This window comes from Curtobacterium flaccumfaciens (assembly GCF_013359815.1).
Taxonomy (GTDB): Bacteria; Actinomycetota; Actinomycetes; order Actinomycetales; family Microbacteriaceae; genus Curtobacterium; species Curtobacterium flaccumfaciens.
This window is the reverse complement of the sequence record NZ_JABMCF010000032.1, coordinates 147,670-171,755: the sequence shown is the minus strand read 5'-3', so window position 1 is coordinate 171,755 and position 24,086 is coordinate 147,670. Positions and strand designations below refer to the sequence as shown.

The window sequence follows — 24,086 nt, the reverse complement described above, 5'->3', positions numbered from 1 at the left end:
TCGTCGGGCCGGTGCCGTGTGCGCCGTACGCTGGTCGGGTGACCACTGCGCCCGAACCGTCGCACGAGCTGACGACCAACGGGGTGGGGCCGCACCCGGAACCCTGGCCCGACGACCCGCGGCTCGACCCGGAGCTGCTGGCCGCCGGCGACTCCCGGAACGTGCTCGACCGCTACCGGTACTGGTCGATGGACGCGATCGTCGCCGAGCTCGACACCCGACGGCACGCGTTCGACGTGGCGATCGAGAACTGGCAGCACGACCTGAACATAGGGTCGATCGTGCGGAGCGCCAACGCGTTCCTGGCCGGCACCGTGCACATCATCGGGCGACGCCGGTGGAACAAGCGCGGAGCGATGGTCACCGACCGGTACCAGCACGTCCGCTACCACCCCGACGTCGAGGCGTTCCTCGCCGCGATGGCGGAGGAACAGCGTCCCGTCGTCGCGATCGACAACACCCCGGGTGCCGAACGCATCGAGACCGCGACGATCCCGGAGCGCTGCGTGTTCCTGTTCGGGCAGGAGGGCCCCGGGCTCACCGAGCAGGCGGTCGCCGGTGCCGACGCACACCTCGAGATCACGCAGTTCGGGTCGACGCGGAGCATCAACGCCTCGGCCGCGGCGGCGATCGTCATGCACTCGTGGATCGTCCAGCACGCGGAGTTGCCGGGCGCGACTTCGTGAGCAGAAATGGTCGGGTACGGGCCCTGGACCCGACCATTTCTGCTCACGAAGCGGGCGGGGCGGAGACAAGGCGGGCCTCCCGGCCAGGGTCCGTGCTGGCGCGTCAGCGCGCGGCGGTGGTGCGGCGCGCGACCAGGCGGGGTTCGACGAGGAGTTCCGTGGCGGCGATCCGCGGATCGGCGATGCGGGCCAGCAGGCGCTCGCCGGCGCCGCGGCCGATCTCGACACTGCGGTCGTCGATGCTCGTCAGGCCGACGTACCGCATCGCCGCCACCGGGGTGTCGTCGTAGCCGATGACGGAGACGTCCTCGGGGACGCGCAACCCGCGTTCGGCGAGCTCGGACAGGGCACCGAGGGCCATCACGTCGTTCGCGGCGAAGACGGCCGTGACGTCCGGGTGCTCGTCGAGGAGCATGCCGAGGGCGCGGGAACCGGCCTCCTCGGTGGGTTCACCCGGCAAGACCGTCGTGACGACAGAGGCGCGTGCTGCTGCGGCCTGCTCGAACCCGGACTGGCGTTCGGCCGAGGCCGCCGAACTCGCACCGACGAACCCGAGTCGGGTGTGGCCGAGGCCGAGCAGGTGCTGCGCCGCGATGCCGCCACCGGCGTGGTCGTCGTTCGCCACGGTGTCCGCGCGGGGGATCGCGACACGGCCACCGGCGATCACGAGCGGCATCGAGGCGGGGATCGCGAGGTCGGTGGTGGGCTCGCCGGCGATCACGATGCCCTCGACGCGCATGGAGAGGAAGCCCTCCACCGGAGAGGCATCGAGCCCCGTGTTGAGGAACCGGTCGGCGACCACGAGCCGGTGCCCCTGGTCCTGCAGGCTCTCGCGCAGGCCGGTGAGCAGGTCCACGAACCACTGGTTGCGGAAGTCGTCGAGGACCACGCCGATGGTGCGGCTGCGCGTGCCGGCGAGGGAGACGGCCGCGGTCGAGGGCCGGTAGTCGAGCTCCTGGATCGCCTTGAGCACGGCGGCCCGGCGCTGGTCGCTGACCCGCGGGGAGCGCTGCAGCACGAGGGAGACGAGGGACTTCGAGACCCCGGCGCGTGCGGCGACGTCGTAGATGGTCGCGGGCTTGCCGTCTCCCATGATGCGCTTCGACCTCCGTTGGCTCGTGCGTCGATCGTAGCGGTTGACGTGACATGGGCCGGGCGGTGGGGTGCGGGGTGGGGGTCGTTCGGTGGGTCGGTTTCGGTTCGTGAGCAGAAAAGGTCGGGTGCGGGGCGGCGACCCGACCTTTTCTGCTCACGATCCGCGCGTGGCTGGTCCTCCACACGGGAGGCCCGGGGCGCGTTGTGCACAGAAGTCGCGTTCGGCGCGCGGGCAGTGGGCGCGGGGCGCGAACGTGGTCGTCATGCGAGCACGACCACTTCCGACACCGCTGCGCGGGCGCGCGTTCGACGTCGGTGCCGCCGACCGCGCGGGCGTCTCCCGACAACGACTCCGACGGCGTGACCTGATCCGGCCGACCCGGTCGATCCGATGGGCCCGTGACCGTCCGCCCGACCCGGTCCACCGGATCCGGGCGTTCCGGCCGGTCCTGGCTCCCGGGCAGTTCATCAGCCACGTCTCGGCGGCGGTCCTCTGGCAGCTGCCGGTCCCTGCCGCCGACGACGGACCGGTGCACGTCACGAGTCCCCTGCCGATCGCACAACCACGACGCCACGGGGTCGTCGGGCACCGCATCACACCGGACCGTGCCCGGGTGACGGAGCGGTGGGGGATGCCGACGAGCACACCCGCGGCGCTGTGGGTGGACTGCGGTGCGATGCTCTCGGTCGACCAGCTCGTCGTGCTCGGGGACGCCATCGTCACGGAACGGCGGTGCGAGACGACGATCGACGACCTCGCTGCCGCCGTGGCCCTGGCCGGAGCGCGATCGGGTGTCCGACGACTGCGCGTCGCACTCGAGCTCGTGCGGGTGGGGGCCGGGTCGCCGCAGGAGACCCGCGCGAGGCTGGCGATCGTCCGCGCGGGGCTGCCCGAGCCCGAACTTCAGGTCGACGTGCTCGACGAAGCCGGCCGGTTCGTCGGCCGCGTCGACCTGGCCTATCCGGAGCACCGCATCGTCATCGAGTACGAGGGCGACCACCACCGGACCGACGCCGAGCAGTGGGGCCGTGACCTCCGCCGCTACCGCGAGATGGAACGACTCGGCTGGGCAGTCGTCCGGTGGACCAAGTCCGACCTCGACACCCCGGCGTTCGGCGCGGTCGCACAGCTGAGGTCGCTGCTCGCGCGCCGGGGGTAGCGTCCGCGGCATGGCGACGCTGCTCATCACCGGAGCCGCGGGCCGGATCGGGAGCGCCCTGCGTCCTCGACTGCGGTCCGCGGGACACGACCTCGTGCTGCTCGACGAACAGCGGCCCCACGATCCGGTCGTCGCCGGGGAACGGTTCGTACCCGGATCGGTGAACGACCCGGCTGCGCTGGACGATGCGCTCGCCGCGGTCGACACCGTGGTCCACCTGGCGGGCATCCCGACGGAGGCCGCCTGGGACGACCTGATCGCGGCGAACCTGACCGGCACGAAGAACGTGCTCGAACGGGCCGCCGCCGCCGGGGTGCTCCGGGTGGTGCAGGCCAGCTCGATCCACGCGGTGGGGCTGGTGCCCGAACCCCTCGACCAGCCGGGGAGCGTGCCCGGCGACCGGCTGCCCCGTCCGGACACGTACTACGGCGTGACGAAGGCCGCGATGGAACTGCTCGGCAGCCTGTTCGCCGACCGGTACGAGATGTCGATCGTGTCCGCGCGGATCGGTGCGTTCGGTGCGCTGCCGCCGACGACCCGGGGGCTACTCATGTGGACCTCGCCCGACGACCTGACGCGCCTGGTCCTCGCGACCGTGGCACTCCGCGACCCCGGGCACCACGTGGTCTGGGCCCTGTCGCGGAACACCGGGTCGCCGGCTGACCTGTCCGCCGGGGAGCGCATCGGGTTCCACCCCCTCGACGACGCGTCCGCCGTGCTCGATGCGGACGCCCGTGCGGCCCTGCCGACCGACGACCTGAGCACCCTCGGCGGCGGGATGGTGCACCAGCCGCTCGGCGAACGCACTTCGCGAGCAGAAGAGGTCGGGTGACCTGATGTCACCCGACCTCTTCTGCTCACGAAGCGTGCGCGCGGGCGCCCGCCCCCCGGCCCCGCTACCCGATCAGGCTCGGGCGCAGGTCGCGCAGCGTGCGGGAGCGGGTCTGCCGCGCCGTGACCACGAAGGACACCAGGAGCGCCCCGAGCAGCCAGCAGAGCAGCACGCCCGCGTCCGACCACGCGGCGCCGAGGTTCCCGCCGTACATCGTCTGCCGGATCGCGTCGACCGAGTACGTCATCGGCAGCGCGAAGTGCAGCGCCGCCAACGGCCCCGGCAACGTCTGCCACGGGAACGTCCCGCCAGCGGTGACGAGCTGCACGAGCATCAGCACCAGGCCGAGGAACTGCCCCACCGATCCGAGCAGCACGTTGAGCGCCATGATGATCGCCGCGAAGGTCGCCGAGGCCAGGACCATGATCCCGATCGTGCCGCCGACGTGCACCACGTTCAGGTCGAGGGCGAAGCGCACGATGAAGAACAGCGCCACCATCTGCACCAGGCCGAGGAGTGCCGGGGTCAGCCAGCCGCCGAACACCACCGCGAGAGGCTTCCGCACCGCCGTGATCGCGCGCTTCGAGATCGGCTTGAGGATGAGGAACAGCGCGTACATGCCGATCCAGGCCGCGAGCGAGATGAAGAACGGCGCGAGGCCGGCACCGTAGTTCGACGCGGCGGCGACGTTGTCGTCCCCGACCTTGACCGGGTCCGAGATGACCGAGGCCTGCGACGCACGCTCCGAGGCGTTCGACGCCGGGATCTTCGTGCGGCCCTCGTCGAGCGACGACGCGAGCTTCGACGAGCCGGTCGTGAGCTTGTCCAACCCTGACGCGAGCGACGAGGCGCCCTGGTCGGCGGTCTTCGCACCGGTCGCGAGCTGCGACGCACCGGACGACAGCGTCGGAGCGGCCGAGGCCAGCTTCGATGTACCGGCGGCCACCTTCGACGCTCCCGACGAGAGCGTCGAGGCGCCCGTGGCCGCGTCCGCGATCCCGGACGACAGCTCCGGGGCCTTCGCGGCGAGCTTGCCGGTGCCGGCGGCGAGCGTGTCCGAACCGTCGGAGAGCTGCTGGATGCCGCTCGTCAGCGCCGGGGCCTGCTCGGCGAGCTGGGAGGCGCCCGCGGACACCTGCGCGCTGCCGGTCTTGAGCTTCTGCAGGTTGCCGGACAGGTCGCCGGCACCGGTACCGAGCTTGGTGCTGCCGGCCTGCAGGTTGTCGAGCCCGGTGAGCAGCCGGGTCTTCTCTTCCGCGGAGAGCACCGTGGAGGCTTGGACGACGGGCTTCAGCGATGCGACGAGTTCGGGCGACTGCGCAGAGAGCTGCTGGACGCCCGCGATGAACGGTGCGGCCTTCTCGACGAGCTCGGCGTTCCCGGTCGCGACCTGCGACGCACCACTGGACAGGCGCGCAGAGTCCGACGGCAGCGAAGCCGTCTGGTCACGGAGCTGGTGCAGCCCGGACTGCAGCTGCTGCGCCCCACTGTCCAACTGCTGCGTCTGCGACGGCAGTGCCGCCGTCTGCTGCTGCGCGCTGGCCAGCCCGGACGCCAGGGTCGACGCCCCCGACGCCACCTGCTGCGCCCCGCTGTTCAGCTGCTGGGTCTGCGACGGCAGGTCGGCCGTGCCGGACGCGAGCTCCGCCGCCCCGGACGACAGCTTGCCGGTACCGTCGGCGAGCTGGTGCGCACCCCTGTCCGCCTTGGCGGTTCCGGACGCGAGTTCATCGGCCCCGTCGACCGCGTCGCCGAGGCTGTCCCGCACGTCGGCGAGCCCGACGAGCAGGGTCTTCGCCGCCTGCTTGCCGACGCGCTCGGCGACGGCGGTGCGCATGGTCTTGCCCGCCTGCTCGGCGATGGTCGAGGCCAGGTACGAGTTCGTGTCGGCGGTCGTCATGACGAGCTTCGCCTGCGTGGGGTCGTCGGACTGCGCGGACACCAGGTGCTCCGAGAAGTCGTGCGGGATGGTGACGACGAAGTCGTAGGTGCCGTTGCGGACACCGGAGCGGGCGTCGGCGGCGCTCGTCTTCGTCCACTTGAAGTCGGCGCCGTCGATGGCCTCCTTCGTGACGTCCTTGCCGTAGTCGACGTGGTCGCCGTCCAGCGTGGCGCCGGCGTCGAGGTTCACGATCGCGGCGGGGATCTGGTCGAGCTTCGCGTACGGGTCGCGGTTCGCCCACAGGTAGGCGCCGCCGTAGAGCAGCGGCACGATCATCAGCGCGATGAACGCCAGGCGTGCGAGCGGGGTCGCGGTGAGCCGCGCGAGTTCTGCGCGGACGAGCGAGGTGGTGGTCACTTCTGTGCCTCCGTCGGGACGGTTGCGGATGCTTCGGTGACGGAAGGAGCGGCCGGGAGGCCCGGCTCGGTTCCGTCGGTTCGGGCCACGTCCTCGGGGTCCTCGGTCTGGGGCGTCGCGAGCGTCGCGACGTCGTCGTGCGTTTCGACGCCGCCGTGCGTCTCGACGCCGTCGTGCGTGTCGATCGTGTCGAGCAGGTGCTCGACGGTGGCGGCGGCGGCCTTCGAGGTCACGAGGACCACGGTCACGCCCCGTCGTGCGACGTCGCGGACCACCTGGAACCAGTCCTCGACGGCGCCGCCGTGCCGCTCGGGCGAGGTGATCACGATGCCGGTCACACCGTCGCGGAGCAGGGCGAGTTCGACCAGTAGCCGGACGCGCACGACGGTCGGCACCCGCTGCACGGCGGTGTCGAAGTAGTCCCGCAGTCCGAGCTCGTCGAGCACGGTGTCGACGTGTTCACGGTTCGGGCGCTGCCCGGCGAACGCGAGCTCCTCGCGCACGATCTGCTTGAGGGTCATGACGGGGAAGGGCTCGGCGACCCCGGGGGTGTCCACGAGGGCGAACGAGCGGCGGACGGCTGCCGGGTCCTCGTGGCCGTCGAGCAGCAGCCGGCCGGTGTCGGGCTGCATGCGGCCGCCGGCGACGAGTGACGCGAGCACGGGCGCCTGCTCGGTCTCGACGGCGAGGACCCCGGGGCGTCCCGGGGCGGCGACGGCGGAGACGACGGGCAGGGGTGCGCCGGGCTCCTCGCCGATGCCGACGTGGTCGAGTTCGAGCGTCATGCGTGGTCCTTCGGGGCAGGAGTGGGAGTGGGAGCAGCGGGTTCGGAGAGCAGTGCCGTGCGCCAGTCGATGCCGGCCATGCCCAGCGCCGACACCACCACCATGCGCCGTCCGTCCTCGTCGCTCGTGCCGGAACGGGTGGCCTCGTCGAGGACGGCGATGCACGCGCCCTCGACCAGACGGCCGAGGGTCTCGGGGTCGACGTCGTCCCGCATGGCGCCGTCGGCGATCCCGAGCGCGCACGCCTGGCGTACCTGCGAGCGCAGAGGCGCGAACACCTCGGCGACGGGTTCGGCGAACGGGCTGCGCACGGCGACCCGGGCCATCGAGCGGACGTGCGACACCTCGGTCCAGAGCGTCACCGCGATGGCGGCGAGGCGTGCGGCCGGCGGGAGCTCCTGCAGGTCCGATGCGGTGGGCATGGCCGCGGCGATCCTGGCCGCGCCGGCGGTCACGACCTCGCGCACCAGGTCGTCGCGCGAGGGGAAGTGTCCGTACACCGCACGGCGCGAGAGTCCCGCAGCCGCGGCGATCGTCTCGATCGAGGCGTCCGGGTCCTGCTGCAGACAGGTCTTCGCCGCGTCGAGGAGGGCTGCCCGGTTCTCCGTGGCGTCGCGGCGGGGCGCGCGGGAGGGCTGCTCGGAGGTGGTCACGCACCCCATCGTAATAACGTGCACACGGGTGTGCAACTTAACAGGTTCCGCCCCTCGGACGAGGGGAGTCCCCCAAAGAGCGGACTGTCTTCCCTGAGAACGAACGCATAGCTTCACAGGAATCTCATGCGAACCACGGACTGAGCCAGGAGTGCCCTCTTTGAACCGTGCAACACCGAACACCGACCCGAACCCAACCCCCCATCGCTTCACCCGCGTCCTGACCGCCGGCATCGCCGTCGCGGCCCTCGCGTGTGGCGGTCTCGCAGTCGGGGGCGCGGCCTCCGCAGCTCCGGCCGGGATCTCGGTGGCCGACCTCAAGCTCTCCGCCCCGCTCCGTGACGCCAAGCCGACGAAGACCGTCGCCGCGTTCGTGCGCACGACCGGCCAGGGTGCCCTCGAAGTGGACGCCAAGGCGAAGGGCGGGGACCTGACGAAGTCGCGGACCCAGTCCTCCGCGGCCAAGAACCGCGTCGAGGCGATCCAGTCGACCGTCGCCGCGGTGCGGTCGGCCGTCAAGCGCGCCGACGCCGACGCGACCGAGCTCTACTCGACCGAGTACACCGTCCCTGGCGTCGCGGTCGTCGCCGACGTCGACGCGTTCCGGCAGATCGCGAAGCGCTCCGACGTCGAGAGCATCATCCCGCTCACGCCGAAGAAGATCGTCGAGCCGACGGTCAACGAGAACGCCGACGCCGCTCCCTCGGGCGTCGACCCCAGCCTGGTCCAACCCGGCGCCGACGGCGTCGCGCCGAAGAACGCCGCGAGCGACGTCTACACGCGCTCGCTCAACGCCTGGCAGCAGACCGGCCACACCGGCAAGGACGTCAACGTCGCCGTCCTCGACACCGGTCTCGACTACACGCAGGCCGACTTCGGTGGACCCGGCACCACCGAGGCGTACCAGCAGGCCCTGGCGAACGCGAGCAGCGGCGCCCCGGACCCGAGCCTGTACGACGCGTCGAAGTTCCTCGGCGGGTACGACTTCGCCGGTGCGACCTACAACGCCGACCCGTCGGACCCGGACGCCTACGACCCGGTGCCGGCTCCCGACGACAACCCGATCGACGGCAAGGGCGGCGACCACGGCACGCACGTGTCCGGCTCGATCGCCGGCTACGGCCTGACCGCCGACAAGCAGCAGTTCGACGGCGACTACACCAAGCTCACCACGCAGCAGGTGCAGGACATGTGGATCGGTCCGGGCACCGCGCCCGAGGCCGGCCTGTACGCCCTGAAGGTCTTCGGTGACAACGGTGGCTCGACCGACGTCACCGGTGCCGCGCTCGACTGGGTGGGCCAGGCGCTCACCGAGGGCAAGGACATCAACGTCCTGAACCTGTCGCTCGGCTCCGACTACGGCGCACCGGACGACCCCGACAACGCAAAGATCGACGCACTGACCGCTCGCGGCGTGCTCCCCGTGATCGCCTCGGGCAACGCCGACGACTTCACCGACATCGGTGGGTCGCCGGGCAACGCCGAGGGCGCGCTCACCGTCGCCGCGAGCGCCACCGGCCAGTCGCTCTACGACGGCGTGCAGGTCACCGCACCGGCCGACGTCGCGAAGACCTACCGCTCGCAGTACTCGTCCAACTTCAAGGGCACCCTGCCGGTCGAGGGCGACGTCGTCGTCCCGACCGCGAACATCGACGGCTGTGCCGCGTTCAGCGCCGCTGACGCCGCGAAGATCAAGGGCAAGGTCGTCTGGCTGAAGTGGACGGACGCCGCGCTCGAGTGCGGTTCCGCCGTGCGCTTCGGCAACGTCGAGGCCGCTGGCGGCGTCGGCGTCCTGCTGGCGGGCACGCTCGACACGTTCGAATCCGGCATCGGTGGCAACGCGACCATCCCGGGTGCCGAGCTGACCGCGAAGAGCGTGGCGAGCCTCCAGGCCACTGCCAAGGCGGGGACCCTGCACGTGCGCTTCGCGGACGAGCTCAAGGGCTTCGAGGTCGCCATCGAGGCGGACGCCGTGAACACGCTCGCGTCGTTCACCAGCCGTGGTGTGCACGGATCGTTCGACGACATCGTCAAGCCGGACATCGCCGGCCCCGGGGTCAACGTGATCTCGGCGGCCAACGGCACCGGTGACGGCCGCATGTCGATGAGCGGTACCTCGATGGCCACGCCGGACGTCGCGGGCATCGCGGCGCTGACGTTCCAGTCGCACCCCACCTGGTCCGCCCCGCAGGTCAAGGCGGCCCTGATGAACACGGCGACGCACGACGTGAAGGACGGCAACCGTTCGGCCACCCTGCTCCGCCAGGGCACCGGTCGCGTGGACGCACTGCAGGCGGTCACCGCCGGCACCACGGTCCGCAGCGCCGAGAACGACCAGCTCGTCACCGCGTCGTTCGGCGTCGTCGAGGTCGCCAGCGGGACGAGCGAGACCCGCACCCTGCAGATCGACAACACCGACAGCACGGCGCACACGTACAACGTGTCGTACCAGCCGCAGGTGTCGCAGCCTGGTGTGACCTTCGCGCTCAGCTCGAAGCAGGTCACGGTGCCCGCCAACGGCACCGCATCGGTCACGCTGACGTTCTCGGTCGCCGACGCGACGAAGCTCCGCCGGGTCATCGACCCGACCCAGGAAGCCGTCCAGCAGGGCTACCAGCGCGAGTTCGTGGCCGCCGCTTCCGGCATCGTGGCGTTCGCGCCGACCGACAGCTCGCTCAACCCGATGCGCCTCGGGGCCTACGTGGCCCCGAAGCCCGTCAGCGCGGTCCGGGCCCGGACCACGGTCTCGTTCACGGGACCGGGCAAGTCGGCCGAGCTCACGCTCAAGGGCCGCACGCTCGACCAGGGCGGACTGACGACCGGCTACCACGCCGCCGTCGCTCCGTTCGTGCTCGGCGGCACCGACCCGGCCGAGGCGTTCCCCGAGGGTTCGGCGACGCGTTCGCTGCAGGCGGCCGACGTCCGTTCCTACGGTGCGTCGTACGACAAGTCCTCGGGAACCCTGGCGTTCGGTGTGCAGACCGCTGGTCCGGACGCGAACCCGGGCGCCGTGACCAACGTCGAGGTCCTCATCGACACGGACCGTGACGGCGAGCCCGACTTCCTGGTGTACAACGCGAAGTCGGCTGCCGTGGACGCCACGTTCGCCACGACGGTCGACCTGGCGAAGGCCGCCCTGGACGACCCGGACGTCGACCCCGTCGTCGACGTCCAGCCGCTCAACGGCGGTGCGCCCGGACAGGACGTGAACACCTTCGACAGCTCGGTGAAGGTGCTGACCGTCGCTGCGAAGGCCATCGGTTCGTCGAAGAAGTTCGACTACACCGTGCTGACGGAGTCGGCCTACGCCCCGGGTGCTGCCACCAGCGGTTCCTCGGTCGTGGACGAGACGAAGACGGCCACGTTCGACCCGTCGAAGCCGAAGCTGTCGTTCTCGCAGGACGGCACCCCCGGCGTGCTGTTCGCCGACGCCGACTCGCTCACGGTGACCCGTGCCTCGGGTGTCACCAAGGCGACGGTGCTGCTGCTCCACCTCGACAACGCGGCGGGCAAGCAGGCCGACACGTCGACGATCAACGTGGTCCCGCCGAAGCTCGCGCTGGCGAGGGGGAGCAAGGTCGCGGTGAGCGGGACGGCGAAGGTCGGCTCGACCCTCACCGCGAAGCACGGCACGTGGAGCACGACGAAGGCGACCTACAAGTACCAGTGGCTGCGTGACGGCAAGGTCGTCAAGTCGGCAACGGGTACCAAGTACAAGCTCGGCTCGTCCGACGTCGGGCACCGCATCAGCGTGCAGGTGACGGCCCACGCCTCCGGGTACAAGGACGGCACGGCCAAGTCCGGGGCGACCGCGAAGGTCACGCGCCGCTAGGACAGGTGCGCGCGCGGTTCACGCGCCACATGGTGAGCAGAAGAGGTCGGGGCCCGAGTGGGGATCCGACCTCTTCTGCTCACCAAGCGCGGGGCAGCCCCCTGAACGCGCGTTCGGGACAGGTAGTTAGACAAACTAGTGAAGTGGTGCCAGTGTGACTCCCATGCAGAGCACGCTGAACCAGCTTCGGTCCAACCCGGTCGAGTGGCGCCGTCGTGGACTCACCCCGCCGGACGTCATCCAGGCCATGATCGAGCAGCGCCTGGCCGAGCCGGGGCACTCCCAGCCCGTCGGTGACCCGTCGTACCAGGACTTCTTCCGGAGCTGATCCGGGGTCGGCCGGGTGGCTCGGGACGCACCGGCAGACAGACGGGAGGCGCGGTGCCAGCTGGCACCGCGCCTCCCGTCCCGTTTCTGGTGACGTCTCGGACGTCACTTGCCGATCTTGCCGTCGGCCGCGTCCTCGGCCTTGCCGATCTGGTCGCCGTGTCCGCCGCCGGTCGCCTTGTCGGCCGCGTCGCCGGCCTTGTCGAGGCCGGCGTCCGTTGCCTGCTCGCCCTTGTCACTGTCGGCGAAGTCCTTCGCCTTGTCTCCGATGCCGCTCATGTCGTGCTCCTTCCGCGTCGTGGATCTGGACGCGTCCGCCCGTGCTCCGACCGATCCGGACGGACATCCAGGTGCGCTGGATGTGGACACGCGGCCCGCCGTCCACAGGACGTCACAGCGGGTGACGCGCAGGTGACCAGCCGATAGACTCGGGTGGACCACCGGCCCGGAGGGCCGTGTGCGGTCCTCCGCCAACGTGAGGAGAACCAGATGCCCGCAGCAGTCATCATCGGAGCCCAGTGGGGCGACGAGGGCAAGGGGAAGGCCACCGACCTCCTCGGCTCCCGCATCGACTACGTCGTGAAGTTCAACGGCGGCAACAACGCCGGTCACACCGTCGTCGTCGGCGGCGAGAAGTACGCCCTGCACCTGCTGCCCTCCGGCATCCTGACGCCCGGCGTGACCCCGATCATCGGCAACGGCGTCGTCGTCGACCTCGAGGTGCTGTTCCAGGAGCTCGACGCCCTGCGCGCCCGCGGCGTCGACGTCTCGAAGCTGCTCGTGTCGGCCAACGCCCACGTCATCACGCACTACCACCGCACCGTCGACAAGGTGACCGAGCGGTTCCTGGGCAAGCGCCAGATCGGCACCACCGGTCGCGGTATCGGCCCGACCTACGCCGACAAGATCAACCGCGTCGGCATCCGGATCCAGGACATCTTCGACGAGAACATCCTGCGCCAGAAGGTCGAGGCGGCGCTCGACCAGAAGAACCACCTGCTGGTCAAGGTCTTCAACCGCCGTGCGATCGACCCGGAAGAAGTCGTCGAGTCGCTGCTCTCGTTCGCTGAGCGCCTGCGCCCGATGGTCGCCGACACCGCCCTCGAGATCCACCGTGCCCTGGAGCGTGGCGAGACCGTCCTGTTCGAAGCCGGCCAGGCCACGATGCTCGACGTCGACCACGGCACCTACCCGTTCGTCACCTCGTCGTCCGCGACCGCTGGTGGCGCCGCGACCGGTTCGGGCATCGGCCCGGGCAAGCTCGAGCGGATCATCGGCATCGTCAAGGCGTACACGACCCGCGTCGGTGCCGGTCCGTTCCCGACCGAGCTGTTCGACGAGTCGGGCGAGTTCCTGCGTGCCAACGGCTTCGAGTTCGGCACCACCACCGGCCGCCCGCGCCGCTGTGGCTGGTACGACGCCCCGATCGCCCGCTACACGGCACGCATCAACGGTGTGACCGACTTCGTGCTCACCAAGCTCGACGTCCTGACCGGGCTCGAGACGATCCCGGTGTGCGTCGCGTACGAGGTCGACGGCGTCCGCGTCGACGAGGTCCCGGTCAACCAGTCCGACTTCCACCACGCGAAGCCGGTGTACCAGGAGTTCCCCGGCTGGACCGAGGACATCACGGGAGCCCGCACCTTCGACGACCTGCCGAAGAACGCGCAGGACTACGTCCTGGCGATCGAGGCGATGTCCGGCGCACGGATCTCCGCGATCGGTGTCGGCCCCGGCCGTGACGCCATCGTCGTGCGGCACGACCTGCTCGGCGACGACGAGCGTGCCGACCAGCGCGCCGGCGAACGCACCGACGCAGCGTGACGATGCGGATCCTGTTCGTCTGCAGCGGCAACATCTGCCGGTCGCCGCTCGGCGCGCAGGTCCTGACGGCACGACTCGGCCCGGACGCCCCCGCGTTCGTGGTCGAGTCGGCCGGCACCATCGCCGACGACGGTGCCGCGATGGACGCCGCCGCGGCGGAACAGTCCGTCCGGCTCGGGGGCGACCCGTCGGCCCACCGGTCGCGGTACCTGACGGCCGAGATCGTCGAGCGCGCCGACCTGGTGCTGACCGCCGAGCGATCGCACCGTGCAGCCGCTGTCTCCCTGGCGCCCCGGGCCTCCAAGCGGACGTTCACGATCAAGCAGTTCGCGCGGGTGCTCGCGGGCCTCGAGCCCGGTGACCTGGCCGACGTGACGACCCCGCAGGAACTCGTGGAGCGTGTCGCGCGGCTGCGCGGGACGGTCCCGCCGCCCGCCGACCCGGCCGACGACGACGTGGACGACCCCTACCGTCGCTCGACGGCGACCCACCAGCGCGTGGCCGACGAGGTCGACGTGGCGCTCGCGCTCATCGCCGACGCACTCCGGGCGACGCTGCGCTGACGCCGCCGCTGACGCTGCCGCTGCCGCTGCCGCTGCCGCTGCGCACGGTGCGTGGTTGTCCGACCGGTGCGAGGTTGGCCGACTGGTGCAGGGCTGTAGCGGCGCACGGAGCGAGCAAGCTCGCACGGGCTGAGGGACGCCGCACGGTGCGAGTCTGGCGGTGCTCGCACGGGCCGACGCACACCGCACGGTGCGAGTTCGGCGGAGCTCGCACGGGCCGGCGCACGCCGCACCGTGCACGTGCGAGGATGACTCATGCCCGTCGTCGAGTCCCGCTGCGTCATCCCGGTCGAGCCCGACGTGGCCTTCGCCGTCTCGCAGACACAGGGAGCGATCCGGAAGCGGTGGGATCCCTTCATCCGCCGCCAGCACCTGATGGACGGCGCGACCGTGCCGGCGAAGGGCGTCCGGACGTACACGGTGCAGCGGTTCGGGCTGGCGATGGAGAGCGAGTACGTCTCGTACCACCCGCCGTCGAACGTGGGGATGAAGATGACGAAGGGGTCGTGGTTCTTCGAGCGCATGGGCGGCGGCTGGCGCTTCACGGCGGCGGAGGGACAGCCCGGACACACGCTGGCCGTCTGGCGCTACAACTTCACGTGCCGGCCGAAGTGGCTCGCACCGATCGCCGAGCGCATCGGCGTGCTCGTGCTGCAGCGGGACATCGACCGGCGCATCCTGGGGTTCGCCCGCGGCTGCGAGGACCCCGTCGTCCTGGCCCACGTGGCCGCCCAGCGCGCTGCCTGACCGGACCCGCGAGACGCCGGCGTCTGCGCACGACGACGGCGTGTTCAGGAGTGCCGAACCCACCCGCAGCGCGCTTGCATCCTTCGATGGAACTCCCGCAGGTGCATCCCGAAGCCGGTCGTCCCCGAGCGCCCTGTTTCCTAGCGTCGTGTGCATGACGAACACCACCGAAGTCCGGCCCACCGCCGGCACCGCAGCCCGCGACCGAGGGGGTGTCCGCGGCCTCATCGCCCGGCACCCGCTCGTGTCCTTCTTCACCATGGCACTCGGCCTGAGCTGGCTCGCGTGGGTGCCGTACATCCTGTCCCCGCACGGCATGGGCGTGTGGGACATCCACTTCCCCGAGGTCCTGGGCAGTGGACAGTTCACGGGCGTCCTGCCCGGGGCGCTCCTCGGCCCGCTGGGCAGCGCGTTCATCGTCACCGCGGTCGCCGACGGTCGCGCGGGGCTCCGCCGCTGGGTGGGACGGCTGTTCCGCTGGCGGGTCGCCTGGTACTGGTACGCGCTGGCGCTCGTCGTCGTGCCGGCCCTGATCGTCGTGTCCGCGCTGCCGTTCGCCGGTGGTGACGTGCGGGCCCCCTCGGCCTTGGCCTTCGCCATGCTCGTCCCCGGACTGATCATCCAGCTGTTCTCGACCGGCCTGAGCGAGGAGCCCGGCTGGCGCGACTTCGCCCTGCCCCGTCTGCAGCACCGCTTCGGGGGCCTCGGCGCCGCCGCGATCCTCGGCCCGATCTGGGCGCTCTGGCACATGCCGCTGTACTTCAGCGACTGGGGCGGCTGGCCGAACGCCCACTGGAGCGAGCCCGTCGTGTTCGCCCTGTTCACCATCACCTTCAACGTCGTGATGATCCAGGTCTTCAACAAGACCCGCGAGAGCCTGCCCCTGGCCCTGCTGCTGCACGTCGGCGTGAACAACACGATCTCGACGCTGTTCCCCGAGATGTACCCGAGCATGACCGCCGGCACGCTGATGATCGGCCTGACGATCATGTCGACGATCGCCGCCGCGGTGCTGCTCGTCGTGACCCGTGGCCGCCTGGGATACGACCCCGCCCGACGCGCCCTGCCCCTCGACGCACCGGTCCCCACCCGCGCCCGCCTCGTAGGATCCAACGATGGCACCCGCTGAGCACGACGCGCTGCGCGCACCGGCCGAGCCGGCAGCGCAGCGCGAGCCGGCAGCGCAGCGCGAGCCGGCAGCGCAGCGCGAGCCGGCAGCGCTGCGCGCCCGCCGCGTCGACGTCTTCGTCGCCCTCGGCACGGCCGTCGTCGCCCTCGGACTGCTGCTCGGCCTGCCGCCCCTGGACAGCCTCGAACCGGACGGCCCCGCCCTGGCACTGGGGGTCCCTGCAGTGTTCTCGGGCGCCTGGACCGTCTTGGCCCTCGGCCTGCTTGCCCAGTCGGCCGCCCTGCTCGCCGCTCGTCGGGCACCGCGCACCGTCCTGATCGTGATCGCCGCCCTGCCGGTGGTGGTCGCGGCGCTCGCCCCGGAGTCGTCCGACCTGTTCGGCCTCACCGCACTGCCCGTGGTCGTCGCGGTCGTCCTCGCCGCACTCCGCGTCCCGCTGGCCCGCCTGTGGCCGACGCTCCTGGTCGCCGGTGCACTGGTCGCCGCGGGCAGCGCGGTGCTGGCCGCCGTCGCCGGTGACACGACGGCCGCCGTGTCCGGCTCGCTCGGGCAGGGCGTGCTGCAGGCGATCGGCGCGGTCGGCCTGCCCCTGCTGGTCACCCTGCTCGTGCAGTCCCGCCGCGAGGTCCGCGTCGCCCGCACCGCCGAGGCCAGCGCCGTGAACCGGGAGCAGGACGCCCTGGTCGACGCCGCGGTGTCCCGCGAACGTGCCGCGATGGCCCGTGAGCTCCACGACATCGCCGCGCACCACCTGTCCGGCATCGCACTGATGGCCGCCGTCATCGACCGGCAGATCGACGCGGACCCGGAGCGTGCCCACGAGGGCGCCCGCCAGGTTCGGGAGCAGAGCACCGCCGTGCTCGAGGACCTCCGCCGCCTGGTCGGCCTGCTCCGCGACGACGCCCCTGCCGAGCGCGCCGTCGAGACGGTCGCCGGGATCGTCGACCTGGCCGAACGCGCCCGGTTCCGCAGCGACGTCCGGCTCGACGTGCTGCCGGGGGACCGCCCGCTGGCCGACGGCGTCGGCCCGCTCGCGCAGCTCGCCGCCTACCGCACCGTCCAGGAGGCACTGGCCAACGCCGCCCTGCACGCCCCGTCCGCCCCGTGCACCGTCACCATCGACGACCGCGACGTGACCCGGGTGGTGATCCGGGTGGAGAACGCACCGGCCACCGTGCCGGCAGCGCGGACCTCTCCCTCGGGCGGCAACGGCCTGCGGGGGATGCGCGAGCGGGCGGACCTGGTCGGGGCGCGCCTCCAGACCGGCCCGACCGCGACCGGCGGATGGCTGGTGGAGCTGGCGCTCGGCCGGGAGGCACCTGCCGCACCCACGCAGGCCGCCGACGGCCCCGGGGTGGTCGCGTGATCCGCGTGCTGGTCGCGGACGACCAGCCCCTGGTCCGCGCCGGGGTGTCCGCGCTCCTCGGGGCGGAGCCGGACATCGAGGTGGTCGGCGTGGCCGCCGACGGCGGCGAGGCGCTCGCGCTGGCGCGCGAGACGCGACCCGACGTCGCCTGCCTGGACATCCGGATGCCGGTGATGAACGGCATCGAACTCGCCCGGATCTTCTGCGCGCCGGACGCCGACCCGGCGATCCCCGCGCTCATGCTGACGACGTTCGACCTGGACGACTACGTGTTCGGGGCACTCGAGGCCGGGGCCTCCGGGTTCCTGCTCAAGGACGCCGAGCCGGACACCATCGTCGACGCCGTCCGGCAGGTCGCCGCCGGCAACGGCACGCTCGACCAGGCCCTGACCCGGCGGGTGCTGCGGGAGTTCGTGTCGCGGCGGAGCCTGCAGCCGGTCTCCGGCGACCGGGCCGACGGCGTGCTGACCGCCCGCGAGCACGAGGTGCTCCTGCTGCTGGCGCAAGGGATGTCGAACGAGGAGATCGCCGCTGCGCTCGTGCTCGAGGTGTCGACCGTCAAGTCGCACCTGGCGCGGATGCTGCCGAAGCTCGGGGTGCGGTCGCGGCTGCAGGCCGTGGTGTGGGCGTACCAGAACCGGATCGTGACGGTGCCGGAGCAGCCGTAGCGGCCCAGGTGTCAGCCGGCGGGCTGCTGCGTCAGCTGTCGGGCTGCGACTCCGCGGCGCCGGGGACGACGAGCTGCCAGACGTCGTCGTCTCCGTCGTGGGACAGGTACAGGCGGAAGGCGCCCTCGTCGGCGAGGGGGTCGCCCGAGAGGTACTCGACCGGTTCGCCGCTCGTCTCGCACTGGTCCGAGGTGCTGATGACCTGGATCGTGTCGCCGGGGGCGACGGCGTCGCCCTTCGTGACGTCCGTGACCGTCGCCTCGTACACCTCGTAGATGCCCTGCGGTTCCACGGTGCGGTCGGTCTTGGTGACGTCGGCGTCGACGACGAGCTCAGCGGCGTCGCGGCGTTCGGCCGGGGTCTTCAGCTGGACGTAGTCGGTGCACCCGGTGCTCTGCACGTTGTCGTCGTTGCTCGAGTTCGTGGGGGCGCCGGTGCCGCTGCCGACTTCGGGGGCGCAGCCCGCGAGGGTGCCGCCGATCACCACGACGAGTGCCACGACCGGTGCGATCCGTCCCCACTGCATGGGGCGAGTATGGCTCACGACGCGACCGGGGGCTAGCCCGCTGCGCCCTTGGCGCCCTCTGCGGCGATGTGGATCGCCTGCTGCATCCGGATCGAGACCTTCTTCGACATCGCGACCGTGGGGTGGACGCCGTCGTACGTGCGCGAGGACGGCCAGCCGCCGTCGAGCCGGCGGTCGGCTGCCCACGGGTCGACGAACATCCAGCCGCGGGTGAGTGCGTGGTTCTGCAGGTCGCGGTTCAGGATCTCGCCCTGCTTGCGGCGGTCGATGTGCTTCTTGCTGTAGTTCGTGATGTTCGACGGCGCGATCGCGGCGATCACGACGTGGCGCGCGCCGACCTTCTTCGTGATCTTGTCGATGTTGTTCAGGATCGACTTCGTGCTGTACCCGTAGCGCAGGTCGTTCGTGCCGGCCATCACGACGAGGACGTCGGCATCGTGCGCCGAGCTCCGTTCGAGGATCCGCGTCGAGGTGGCTCCTCCGATCGAGGTGCCCCCGACGTTGGCCATCGTCGGGTCCTTCAGCTGCCGCATCCACGAGGCGTCCATGGCCGTGAGCGAGTCGCCGGCGTAGGTGAACGTCAGCTTGCTCGGTGTCGGCGCAGGCGTCGGGGTCGGCACCGGTTTCGGCGTGGCCGTCGGGGCGGTGCTCGGCGTCGGGGCGCTGGTCGGAACGGGCGTGGGCTGGCTCGGCTGGCTCGTCGGCTCCGTGGTCGGGGACGGTGCCGGAACGTCGGTCGGCGCGGGGGTGGGGGCGCTCGTCCCGGTTCCCTCCACGGCGGTCGCGGTGTTCGGGACTGCGGCGAGCAGGGTGCCAGCGAAGACGGCGACGGATGCGGCTGCGGCGATGAAGGGCAGGCGGGAGGAGCGCTGGTGGTGAGGCAACGTGAGCTTTCGTTTCGGGTGCGAACTTCACCACCCTAGAAGTTCCGTGACATGTCATCGTCCCCCAGGTCTGGGGGCCTGCACGGCTCGCGCTCCGCGGACAGACAGATCGTTCCCCGTGCTACACGATCCGGTCGCTGTCCGGGGAACGCACGTTCCCGTTCGGGGGACTGTGCACGGGCGCGTCGGGCTGGTGCAGTGTATGCATGCACATCGAAACGCCGCCGGTGACCACCCCCGACGACCCCGCCCTGCGGGGTGAGGTCATCCACGGGATGATCACGGCGCTGCGTTCCCGTCCGCTGCACGAGGTGACCCCCGAGGTCGTCGCGGCTTCGGCCGGAGTGGACACCGACGTCGTCGGCCGCACGTTCCCGAGCTGGGACGGCCTGCTGCTCGCGACGATCGACCGGTGGAACGAGGACCGCACCGTGCCGCTCATGCCCCTGGCCGAGCAGCACGGCACCATCCGGTTCCTGCGCGCGATCGTCACCGCGAACGTGGCCGACCCGTCGCTCATGCGGTTCCTGACGGCGACGCTGAACATCGCCGCATCGCCCGAGCACCCGCTCGCGCCGATGCTGCACGCCCGGTGGCGACGCTTCCACGCCTTCGTGCAGCACGCCCTGGAGCGTGACGTCATGCTCGGGCGGGAGCCCAGCACGATGGAACCGGCCCGCGGCTCGGAGCAGCTGCTCGCAACCTACGAGGGGCTGCAGCTGCAGTCCATGGTGCGACCGGAGATGGACCTGCTCGAGGCCTTCGACCGCGCCGTGACGCGTCTGCGCGAGGGCTGGTCCCGCGCGTACGTGCCGCCCGTCTGGGACCTCGCCCGGGTCGGTTGACCCTCCGGGCGGCTCGTCGGGCCGCCCCCACAGACCGAGGACGCTAGGGCGTCCGAGGGCAGACGCTCACCGTCTGCACGCGTCGCCGCACGATTCGGGTTCGAGCGGCGGCGCGTACCAATCTCTGCGAGACGGACGTGCGTTGCCCACCGGCCGCCGGTCGCTCGTTCCGCGCCGTCAGTCCGCGTGCATCGCGAGCGGTCGCTCGGTGTCCACCTCGACCGGCTGCCGGCGGATCGCGATCACCGTGACGTCGTCGTCGTGCGGCACCTCGTCGGCGCGGGCCGACAGCGCGAGGACGACCGCGTGCGGATCGCGGCCGGCGCGGGCGATCGCGGCGACGGAGTCGATCGTGTCGTCCAGGTCGTCGTACAGGTCGAGCACGCCGTCGCTGAACGAGACGAGCAGGTCGCCCGGTTCGAGAGTGCCGTCGGTCGTCGCCCACTCCTCGCGGATGCCGAGCCCGAGCGGCATGTCGCCGGAGCGCAGCCGGTCGACGTGTCCGTCGGCCCGCAGGACGAAGCTCAGCCCGTGACCGGCGTCGGCCCACTGGAGGGTGCCGTCGTCGGAGATCCGAGCGTGGAACAGCGTGGTGAAGGCGAGATCGGGTCCGACGCCCTCGGCGGTCAGCCCGTCGGATGCCCGCTTCAGCGCCTCGCCGGGGTCCTCGACGGTCCGGGCGCTGCGCAGGGTCGCGCGCACCGCGGCCGCGATCAGCCCGGCGCCCACGCCCTTGCCCATGACGTCACCGAGGCTCACCGCCACGCCGGTCGGCGTCGGGTACCAGTCGAAGAAGTCCCCACCGACGCTCCTGGCCGGCAGGCAGGCGCCGGCGACGACGACGTCCTCGGTGATGCGGCCGGTCGTCGTCGGGAGCAGGGAGCGCTGCACCGCTGCTGCCCGGTCGATCTCGGCGCGGACCTTGCCCTCGCGCGCCTCGGCGGACCGCAGACTCCGTCGGTCCCGGCGGGAGAGCTCGTGCACGACGACGGCGACGGTGCCGAACACGACGACGAGGATGCCCAGACGGACGAGTTCACTCGCGCCGGGCGCGTCGGACGGGGTCAGGACGTACGGGGCGAGGATCACGACCACGATGCCCGCGATCGCGAAGAGCACGGTGCGACGGCCCTCGAGCGACGCCCACCAGACCACCGGGAGCACCACGATCGCCGTGAACAGCGAGGAGCCGGAGCCCGTCCCGGTGCGGAGCAGTGCGATCGTCAGGAAGTCGACGGTGAGCAGGACCGGCACCACCCAGGCCGCGCGGCGCACCAGCGTGGGGATCGCGCTCATCAGTGTCGCGACCACCACGCCCACCACGCTCGCGACGAACAGGTGGTGCTGGGTGATCGGCAGCGTCGGCATCACGACGCTCAGGAACGCCGACAGCGCCAACAGGCCGCTGATCGGAGCCTGACGGACGAGAGGGTTGTCGACGATGCTGGTTGGGCGAGTCATGCTCAGTGCAGGCTAGTGGTCCGCGCGGCCGAGCGACCGCCCCTGACCCGATCTGGGGACGCAGCCCTGGCCGCTCAGCGCGGCCAGGTGGCGACGACCGCGACCGCGTTGAACAGCACGTGCGCCAGGATCGCGCCGCCGATGCGGTCGGTCATCGCGACGAGTGTGCCGGTGAGCAGGCCGAGCAGGAACGTCGTGACGAACACCTGGAACCCGCCGAGCGACGTGCCACCCGCACCGAGCAGCAGGTGGAGCAGCGCGAACAGGAACGCCGTGACCAGCACCGCGAGGAACCGGGTTCGGGGCGTGAGCTCGGCGGCGAGCCGGCGCTGGAACAGCCCGCGGAACACCACTTCCTCGAGCACCGGGCTGACGACGACGATGCCGATCGCCGACACGAGCAGCAGCCCGACGTCGGGCGTGCCGAGGGACGGCGCGGGGACCAGCCCGGTCGTCCCCGTGAACGCGAGCGACATGACGACGTCCACCGCGCGGCACACGATCACGATGCCGATCGCGAAGACGACGATCCCCAGGTCGAGCCGCAGCCGCGACACCATCGCCGCACGCGGGGTCCGACGGAGCACCACGGCGGCCGCGACGACGAGCGGCACCCACACGGCGGCGTCCGCGGCGAGCACCTGCAGGACCGGCGAGGGGATGCCCCCAGTCCGGGTGACCTGTCCGACGATCCGGGTCAGGATCACGGCGACGCCGAGTGCGACGAGGATGACGATGAGGTCCCGCTGTCGCCGCACGCTGGGCTCGGTGGTGGTCGTGGCCGGCTCGGAGCGCATGGGGCCACCGTAGAGGACACCGCGCGCCGGATGGCGACTTCCCCCGAGCAGCGCTCGTTCCTGTGGCACTATTTGTATGCCGTGCGCTGGGAGTACCCCGGCGTGCCTGTGTCGGGACCACGGGGACGGCCATGATCGGGGAAGGCAAAGGCGTGGAACTCCGCGACTACATCACGGTGCTCCGCAAGGGATGGGTGCTGATCGTCGTACTCGCCCTGGTGGGAGTGGCCGCAGCCGCAGGGTTCTCCCTGCTGAAGAAGCCGGTCTACTCGGCATCGGCGCAGGTCTTCGTCTCCACGGAGACGTCCGGCAGCGCCAGTGACCTGGCGCAGGGCAACACGTTCACCCAGCAGCGGGTGCTGACGTACTCGAACCTGGTGTCGACGCCGATCGTGCTGCTGCCGGTGATCTCGTCGCTCAAGCTCGACATGAACGCGGACCAGCTCGCGACGATGGTGTCGGCGACGGCGCCGACGAGCACGACCCTCATCTCCATCTCGGTGGAGGGCACCGACCCGGTGCAGGCCGCCGACATCGCGAACGCGACCTCGCAGAGCCTGACCAACGTCGTGCAGGACATCGAGGCCACCGACGCGAGCGGCAAGAGCACGGTCAAGCTCACCCGCGTGAAGCAGGCCGACGTGCCGAGCGTCCCGGTCAGCCCGAACGTGCCCGTCAACGTGGCGCTCGGGCTGCTCGTCGGGCTCGCCCTGGGCATCGGGATCGCCGTGCTGCGCCAGACCCTGGACAACCGGATCCGCACCGAACTCGACGTCGAGAAGATCAGCGACAAGCCGGTCGTCGGCGGGATCGCCTTCGACGCCAAGGCCGCCGAACGTCCGCTCATCGTGCAGGTGGACCCGCGCAGCCCCCGTGCCGAGTCGTTCCGCACGCTCCGCACCAACCTGCAGTTCCTCGACATCGGAACCGGTGCCCGCACCTTCGTCATGACGTCGTCGATGCAGTCCGAGGGCAAGAGCACCACCGTCGCGAACCTCGCGATCGCCCTGGACAGCGCCGGGTTCCGCGTCATCCTGATCGACGCTGACCTGCGCCGGCCCCGCGTCGCCGAGTACATGGACGTCGAGAGCAACGCCGGCCTGACCGACGTGCTGATCGGCCGCGCCGACCTGGAGGACGTCGCCCACCCCTGGGGCCGCGGCAAGCTCGTCGTCCTGCCCGCCGGTCAGATCCCGCCGAACCCGTCCGAGCTGCTCGGCTCGCGCGCGATGCAGGACCTGATCGACCTGCTCGAGCAGCAGTTCGACTACGTCCTGTTCGACGCACCGCCGCTGCTGCCCGTCACCGACGCGGCGATCCTGGCCAAGAAGGCCTCCGGCGCGATCGTCGCGGTCGCCTCGGGACAGACGCTGAAGGGCCAGCTCGCCGCGGCCGTCGCCACCCTCGAGAACGTCGGGGCCCCGGTCTCCGGCTTCGTCCTGACGAAGATGCCGCTGAAGGGCCCGGGCGCCTACGGCCACGGCCGCTACGGCTACGGCTACAGCTACGGCCACGACGAGGACGACAACACCGTGACCACGTCGACGCACCCGCCGAAGCGTTCCGGCAAGAAGCTGGGCGTGCTCCGCCGCGCCGGGCGCTGAACG

The 24,086-nt window shown here is 71.4% G+C and carries 22 protein-coding genes; 13 read left to right on the top strand and 9 right to left on the bottom strand.

Annotated elements, in window-relative coordinates:
* The first annotated feature begins 38 nt into the window (after window positions 1–38).
* Entirely contained in the window at window positions 39–686 is a 648-nt protein-coding gene (locus HP445_RS04160) for a TrmH family RNA methyltransferase (protein WP_128781536.1), read from the top strand.
* A gap of 103 nt (window positions 687–789) precedes the next feature.
* On the opposite strand, the gene HP445_RS04155 is transcribed toward HP445_RS04160, so the two are convergent.
* Window positions 790–1,779: a LacI family DNA-binding transcriptional regulator gene (locus HP445_RS04155; protein WP_128781537.1), complete on the bottom strand. Its 990-nt coding sequence runs from the start codon at window positions 1,777–1,779 to the stop codon at window positions 790–792.
* Between the two features lie 265 nt (window positions 1,780–2,044).
* Here HP445_RS04155 and HP445_RS04150 point away from each other — a divergent pair, with 265 nt between their 5' ends.
* Complete coding sequence (locus HP445_RS04150) at window positions 2,045–2,941, top strand: endonuclease domain-containing protein (RefSeq protein ID WP_128781538.1); 897 nt, start codon at window positions 2,045–2,047, stop codon at window positions 2,939–2,941.
* A 10-nt stretch (window positions 2,942–2,951) separates the two neighbouring features.
* Complete coding sequence (locus tag HP445_RS04145; RefSeq protein WP_128781539.1) at window positions 2,952–3,773, top strand: NAD-dependent epimerase/dehydratase family protein; 822 nt, start codon at window positions 2,952–2,954, stop codon at window positions 3,771–3,773.
* Between the two features lie 64 nt (window positions 3,774–3,837).
* Here HP445_RS04145 and HP445_RS19100 read toward each other — a convergent pair whose 3' ends face one another.
* Genes HP445_RS19100 through HP445_RS04130 form a run of 3 tightly spaced genes read right to left on the bottom strand, consistent with a single transcriptional unit; the run spans window position 3,838 to window position 7,510 of the window.
* Window positions 3,838–6,072 carry a YhgE/Pip family protein gene (locus tag HP445_RS19100; protein ID WP_128781540.1) on the bottom strand — a complete coding sequence of 745 codons (2,235 nt, stop codon included), beginning with the start codon at window positions 6,070–6,072 and terminating at the stop codon, window positions 3,838–3,840.
* Window positions 6,069–6,857 (bottom strand): hypothetical protein, encoded by a 789-nt coding sequence (locus tag HP445_RS04135; RefSeq protein WP_128781541.1) that lies wholly within the window; start codon window positions 6,855–6,857, stop codon window positions 6,069–6,071. The genes HP445_RS19100 and HP445_RS04135 overlap by 4 nt, the downstream gene beginning before the upstream one ends.
* Complete coding sequence (locus HP445_RS04130; RefSeq protein ID WP_128781542.1) at window positions 6,854–7,510, bottom strand: TetR/AcrR family transcriptional regulator; 657 nt, start codon at window positions 7,508–7,510, stop codon at window positions 6,854–6,856. The genes HP445_RS04135 and HP445_RS04130 overlap by 4 nt, the downstream gene beginning before the upstream one ends.
* A 160-nt stretch (window positions 7,511–7,670) precedes the next feature.
* On the opposite strand from HP445_RS04130, the gene HP445_RS04125 reads away from it, so the two are divergent.
* On the top strand, window positions 7,671–11,342 hold the full coding sequence (locus HP445_RS04125; protein ID WP_164941273.1) for a S8 family peptidase: 3,672 nt from the start codon (window positions 7,671–7,673) through the stop codon (window positions 11,340–11,342).
* Between the two features lie 163 nt (window positions 11,343–11,505).
* Entirely contained in the window at window positions 11,506–11,670 is a 165-nt protein-coding gene (locus tag HP445_RS04120; protein WP_156155336.1) for a hypothetical protein, read from the top strand.
* Window positions 11,671–11,774: 104 nt separating this feature from the next.
* Here the strand turns inward: HP445_RS04120 and HP445_RS04115 are convergent, their stop codons facing one another.
* On the bottom strand, window positions 11,775–11,948 hold the full coding sequence (locus HP445_RS04115; RefSeq protein WP_071404361.1) for an antitoxin: 174 nt from the start codon (window positions 11,946–11,948) through the stop codon (window positions 11,775–11,777).
* 210 nt (window positions 11,949–12,158) lie between these two features.
* Here HP445_RS04115 and HP445_RS04110 point away from each other — a divergent pair, with 210 nt between their 5' ends.
* The 6 genes from HP445_RS04110 to HP445_RS04085 all read left to right on the top strand — a co-directional run bounded on the left by HP445_RS04110 (window position 12,159) and on the right by HP445_RS04085 (window position 17,966).
* On the top strand, window positions 12,159–13,493 hold the full coding sequence (locus tag HP445_RS04110) for an adenylosuccinate synthase (RefSeq protein ID WP_017886319.1): 1,335 nt from the start codon (window positions 12,159–12,161) through the stop codon (window positions 13,491–13,493).
* Between the two features lie 2 nt (window positions 13,494–13,495).
* Window positions 13,496–14,056 carry an arsenate reductase/protein-tyrosine-phosphatase family protein gene (locus HP445_RS04105; protein ID WP_239001418.1) on the top strand — a complete coding sequence of 187 codons (561 nt, stop codon included), beginning with the start codon at window positions 13,496–13,498 and terminating at the stop codon, window positions 14,054–14,056.
* Between the two features lie 255 nt (window positions 14,057–14,311).
* Window positions 14,312–14,803 carry an SRPBCC family protein gene (locus tag HP445_RS04100; RefSeq protein ID WP_111033706.1) on the top strand — a complete coding sequence of 164 codons (492 nt, stop codon included), beginning with the start codon at window positions 14,312–14,314 and terminating at the stop codon, window positions 14,801–14,803.
* 154 nt (window positions 14,804–14,957) lie between these two features.
* Window positions 14,958–15,932 (top strand): CPBP family intramembrane glutamic endopeptidase, encoded by a 975-nt coding sequence (locus tag HP445_RS04095; RefSeq protein ID WP_111099893.1) that lies wholly within the window; start codon window positions 14,958–14,960, stop codon window positions 15,930–15,932.
* Window positions 15,919–17,298: a sensor histidine kinase gene (locus HP445_RS04090; protein ID WP_128781545.1), complete on the top strand. Its 1,380-nt coding sequence runs from the start codon at window positions 15,919–15,921 to the stop codon at window positions 17,296–17,298. The genes HP445_RS04095 and HP445_RS04090 overlap by 14 nt, the downstream gene beginning before the upstream one ends.
* Complete coding sequence (locus HP445_RS04085; RefSeq protein WP_128781546.1) at window positions 17,295–17,966, top strand: response regulator; 672 nt, start codon at window positions 17,295–17,297, stop codon at window positions 17,964–17,966. The genes HP445_RS04090 and HP445_RS04085 overlap by 4 nt, the downstream gene beginning before the upstream one ends.
* Window positions 17,967–17,997: 31 nt before the next feature.
* Here HP445_RS04085 and HP445_RS04080 read toward each other — a convergent pair whose 3' ends face one another.
* Both HP445_RS04080 and HP445_RS18845 read right to left on the bottom strand, forming a co-directional pair.
* Window positions 17,998–18,492, bottom strand: a complete 495-nt coding sequence (locus tag HP445_RS04080; protein ID WP_128781547.1) for a hypothetical protein — start codon at window positions 18,490–18,492, stop codon at window positions 17,998–18,000.
* Window positions 18,493–18,524: 32 nt separating this feature from the next.
* Window positions 18,525–19,376, bottom strand: a complete 852-nt coding sequence (locus tag HP445_RS18845; RefSeq protein ID WP_128781548.1) for a GDSL-type esterase/lipase family protein — start codon at window positions 19,374–19,376, stop codon at window positions 18,525–18,527.
* A 206-nt stretch (window positions 19,377–19,582) separates the two neighbouring features.
* Between HP445_RS18845 and HP445_RS04070 the strand changes: the two genes are divergently transcribed.
* A complete protein-coding gene (locus HP445_RS04070) occupies window positions 19,583–20,221 on the top strand; it encodes a TetR/AcrR family transcriptional regulator (RefSeq protein WP_128781549.1) in 639 nt (212 codons plus the stop codon).
* 177 nt (window positions 20,222–20,398) lie between these two features.
* Here the strand turns inward: HP445_RS04070 and HP445_RS04065 are convergent, their stop codons facing one another.
* A complete protein-coding gene (locus HP445_RS04065) occupies window positions 20,399–21,682 on the bottom strand; it encodes a PP2C family protein-serine/threonine phosphatase (RefSeq protein WP_128781550.1) in 1,284 nt (427 codons plus the stop codon).
* Between the two features lie 74 nt (window positions 21,683–21,756).
* Window positions 21,757–22,479 (bottom strand): CPBP family glutamic-type intramembrane protease, encoded by a 723-nt coding sequence (locus HP445_RS04060; protein ID WP_111024275.1) that lies wholly within the window; start codon window positions 22,477–22,479, stop codon window positions 21,757–21,759.
* A gap of 152 nt (window positions 22,480–22,631) precedes the next feature.
* Here HP445_RS04060 and HP445_RS04055 point away from each other — a divergent pair, with 152 nt between their 5' ends.
* Window positions 22,632–24,083 (top strand): tyrosine-protein kinase domain-containing protein, encoded by a 1,452-nt coding sequence (locus HP445_RS04055; RefSeq protein ID WP_110864273.1) that lies wholly within the window; start codon window positions 22,632–22,634, stop codon window positions 24,081–24,083.
* Window positions 24,084–24,086: the final 3 nt, after the last annotated feature.

Bases quoted from the DNA above. Each gene is read 5' to 3' on its own strand.
- HP445_RS04150 (WP_128781538.1), top strand. From the start codon at position 2,045: ATGCGAGCACGACCACTTCCGACACCGCTGCGCGGGCGCGCGTTCGAC.
- HP445_RS04115 (WP_071404361.1), bottom strand. From the start codon at position 11,948: ATGAGCGGCATCGGAGACAAGGCGAAGGACTTCGCCGACAGTGACAAG.
- HP445_RS04145 (WP_128781539.1), top strand. From the start codon at position 2,952: ATGGCGACGCTGCTCATCACCGGAGCCGCGGGCCGGATCGGGAGCGCC.
- HP445_RS04135 (WP_128781541.1), bottom strand. From the start codon at position 6,857: ATGACGCTCGAACTCGACCACGTCGGCATCGGCGAGGAGCCCGGCGCA.
- HP445_RS04060 (WP_111024275.1), bottom strand. From the start codon at position 22,479: ATGCGCTCCGAGCCGGCCACGACCACCACCGAGCCCAGCGTGCGGCGA.
- HP445_RS04095 (WP_111099893.1), top strand. From the start codon at position 14,958: ATGACGAACACCACCGAAGTCCGGCCCACCGCCGGCACCGCAGCCCGC.
- HP445_RS04120 (WP_156155336.1), top strand. From the start codon at position 11,506: ATGCAGAGCACGCTGAACCAGCTTCGGTCCAACCCGGTCGAGTGGCGC.
- HP445_RS04105 (WP_239001418.1), top strand. From the start codon at position 13,496: ATGCGGATCCTGTTCGTCTGCAGCGGCAACATCTGCCGGTCGCCGCTC.
- HP445_RS04080 (WP_128781547.1), bottom strand. From the start codon at position 18,492: ATGCAGTGGGGACGGATCGCACCGGTCGTGGCACTCGTCGTGGTGATC.
- HP445_RS04110 (WP_017886319.1), top strand. From the start codon at position 12,159: ATGCCCGCAGCAGTCATCATCGGAGCCCAGTGGGGCGACGAGGGCAAG.
- HP445_RS04100 (WP_111033706.1), top strand. From the start codon at position 14,312: ATGCCCGTCGTCGAGTCCCGCTGCGTCATCCCGGTCGAGCCCGACGTG.
- HP445_RS04155 (WP_128781537.1), bottom strand. From the start codon at position 1,779: ATGGGAGACGGCAAGCCCGCGACCATCTACGACGTCGCCGCACGCGCC.
- HP445_RS04065 (WP_128781550.1), bottom strand. From the start codon at position 21,682: ATGACTCGCCCAACCAGCATCGTCGACAACCCTCTCGTCCGTCAGGCT.
- HP445_RS04090 (WP_128781545.1), top strand. From the start codon at position 15,919: ATGGCACCCGCTGAGCACGACGCGCTGCGCGCACCGGCCGAGCCGGCA.
- HP445_RS04070 (WP_128781549.1), top strand. From the start codon at position 19,583: ATGCACATCGAAACGCCGCCGGTGACCACCCCCGACGACCCCGCCCTG.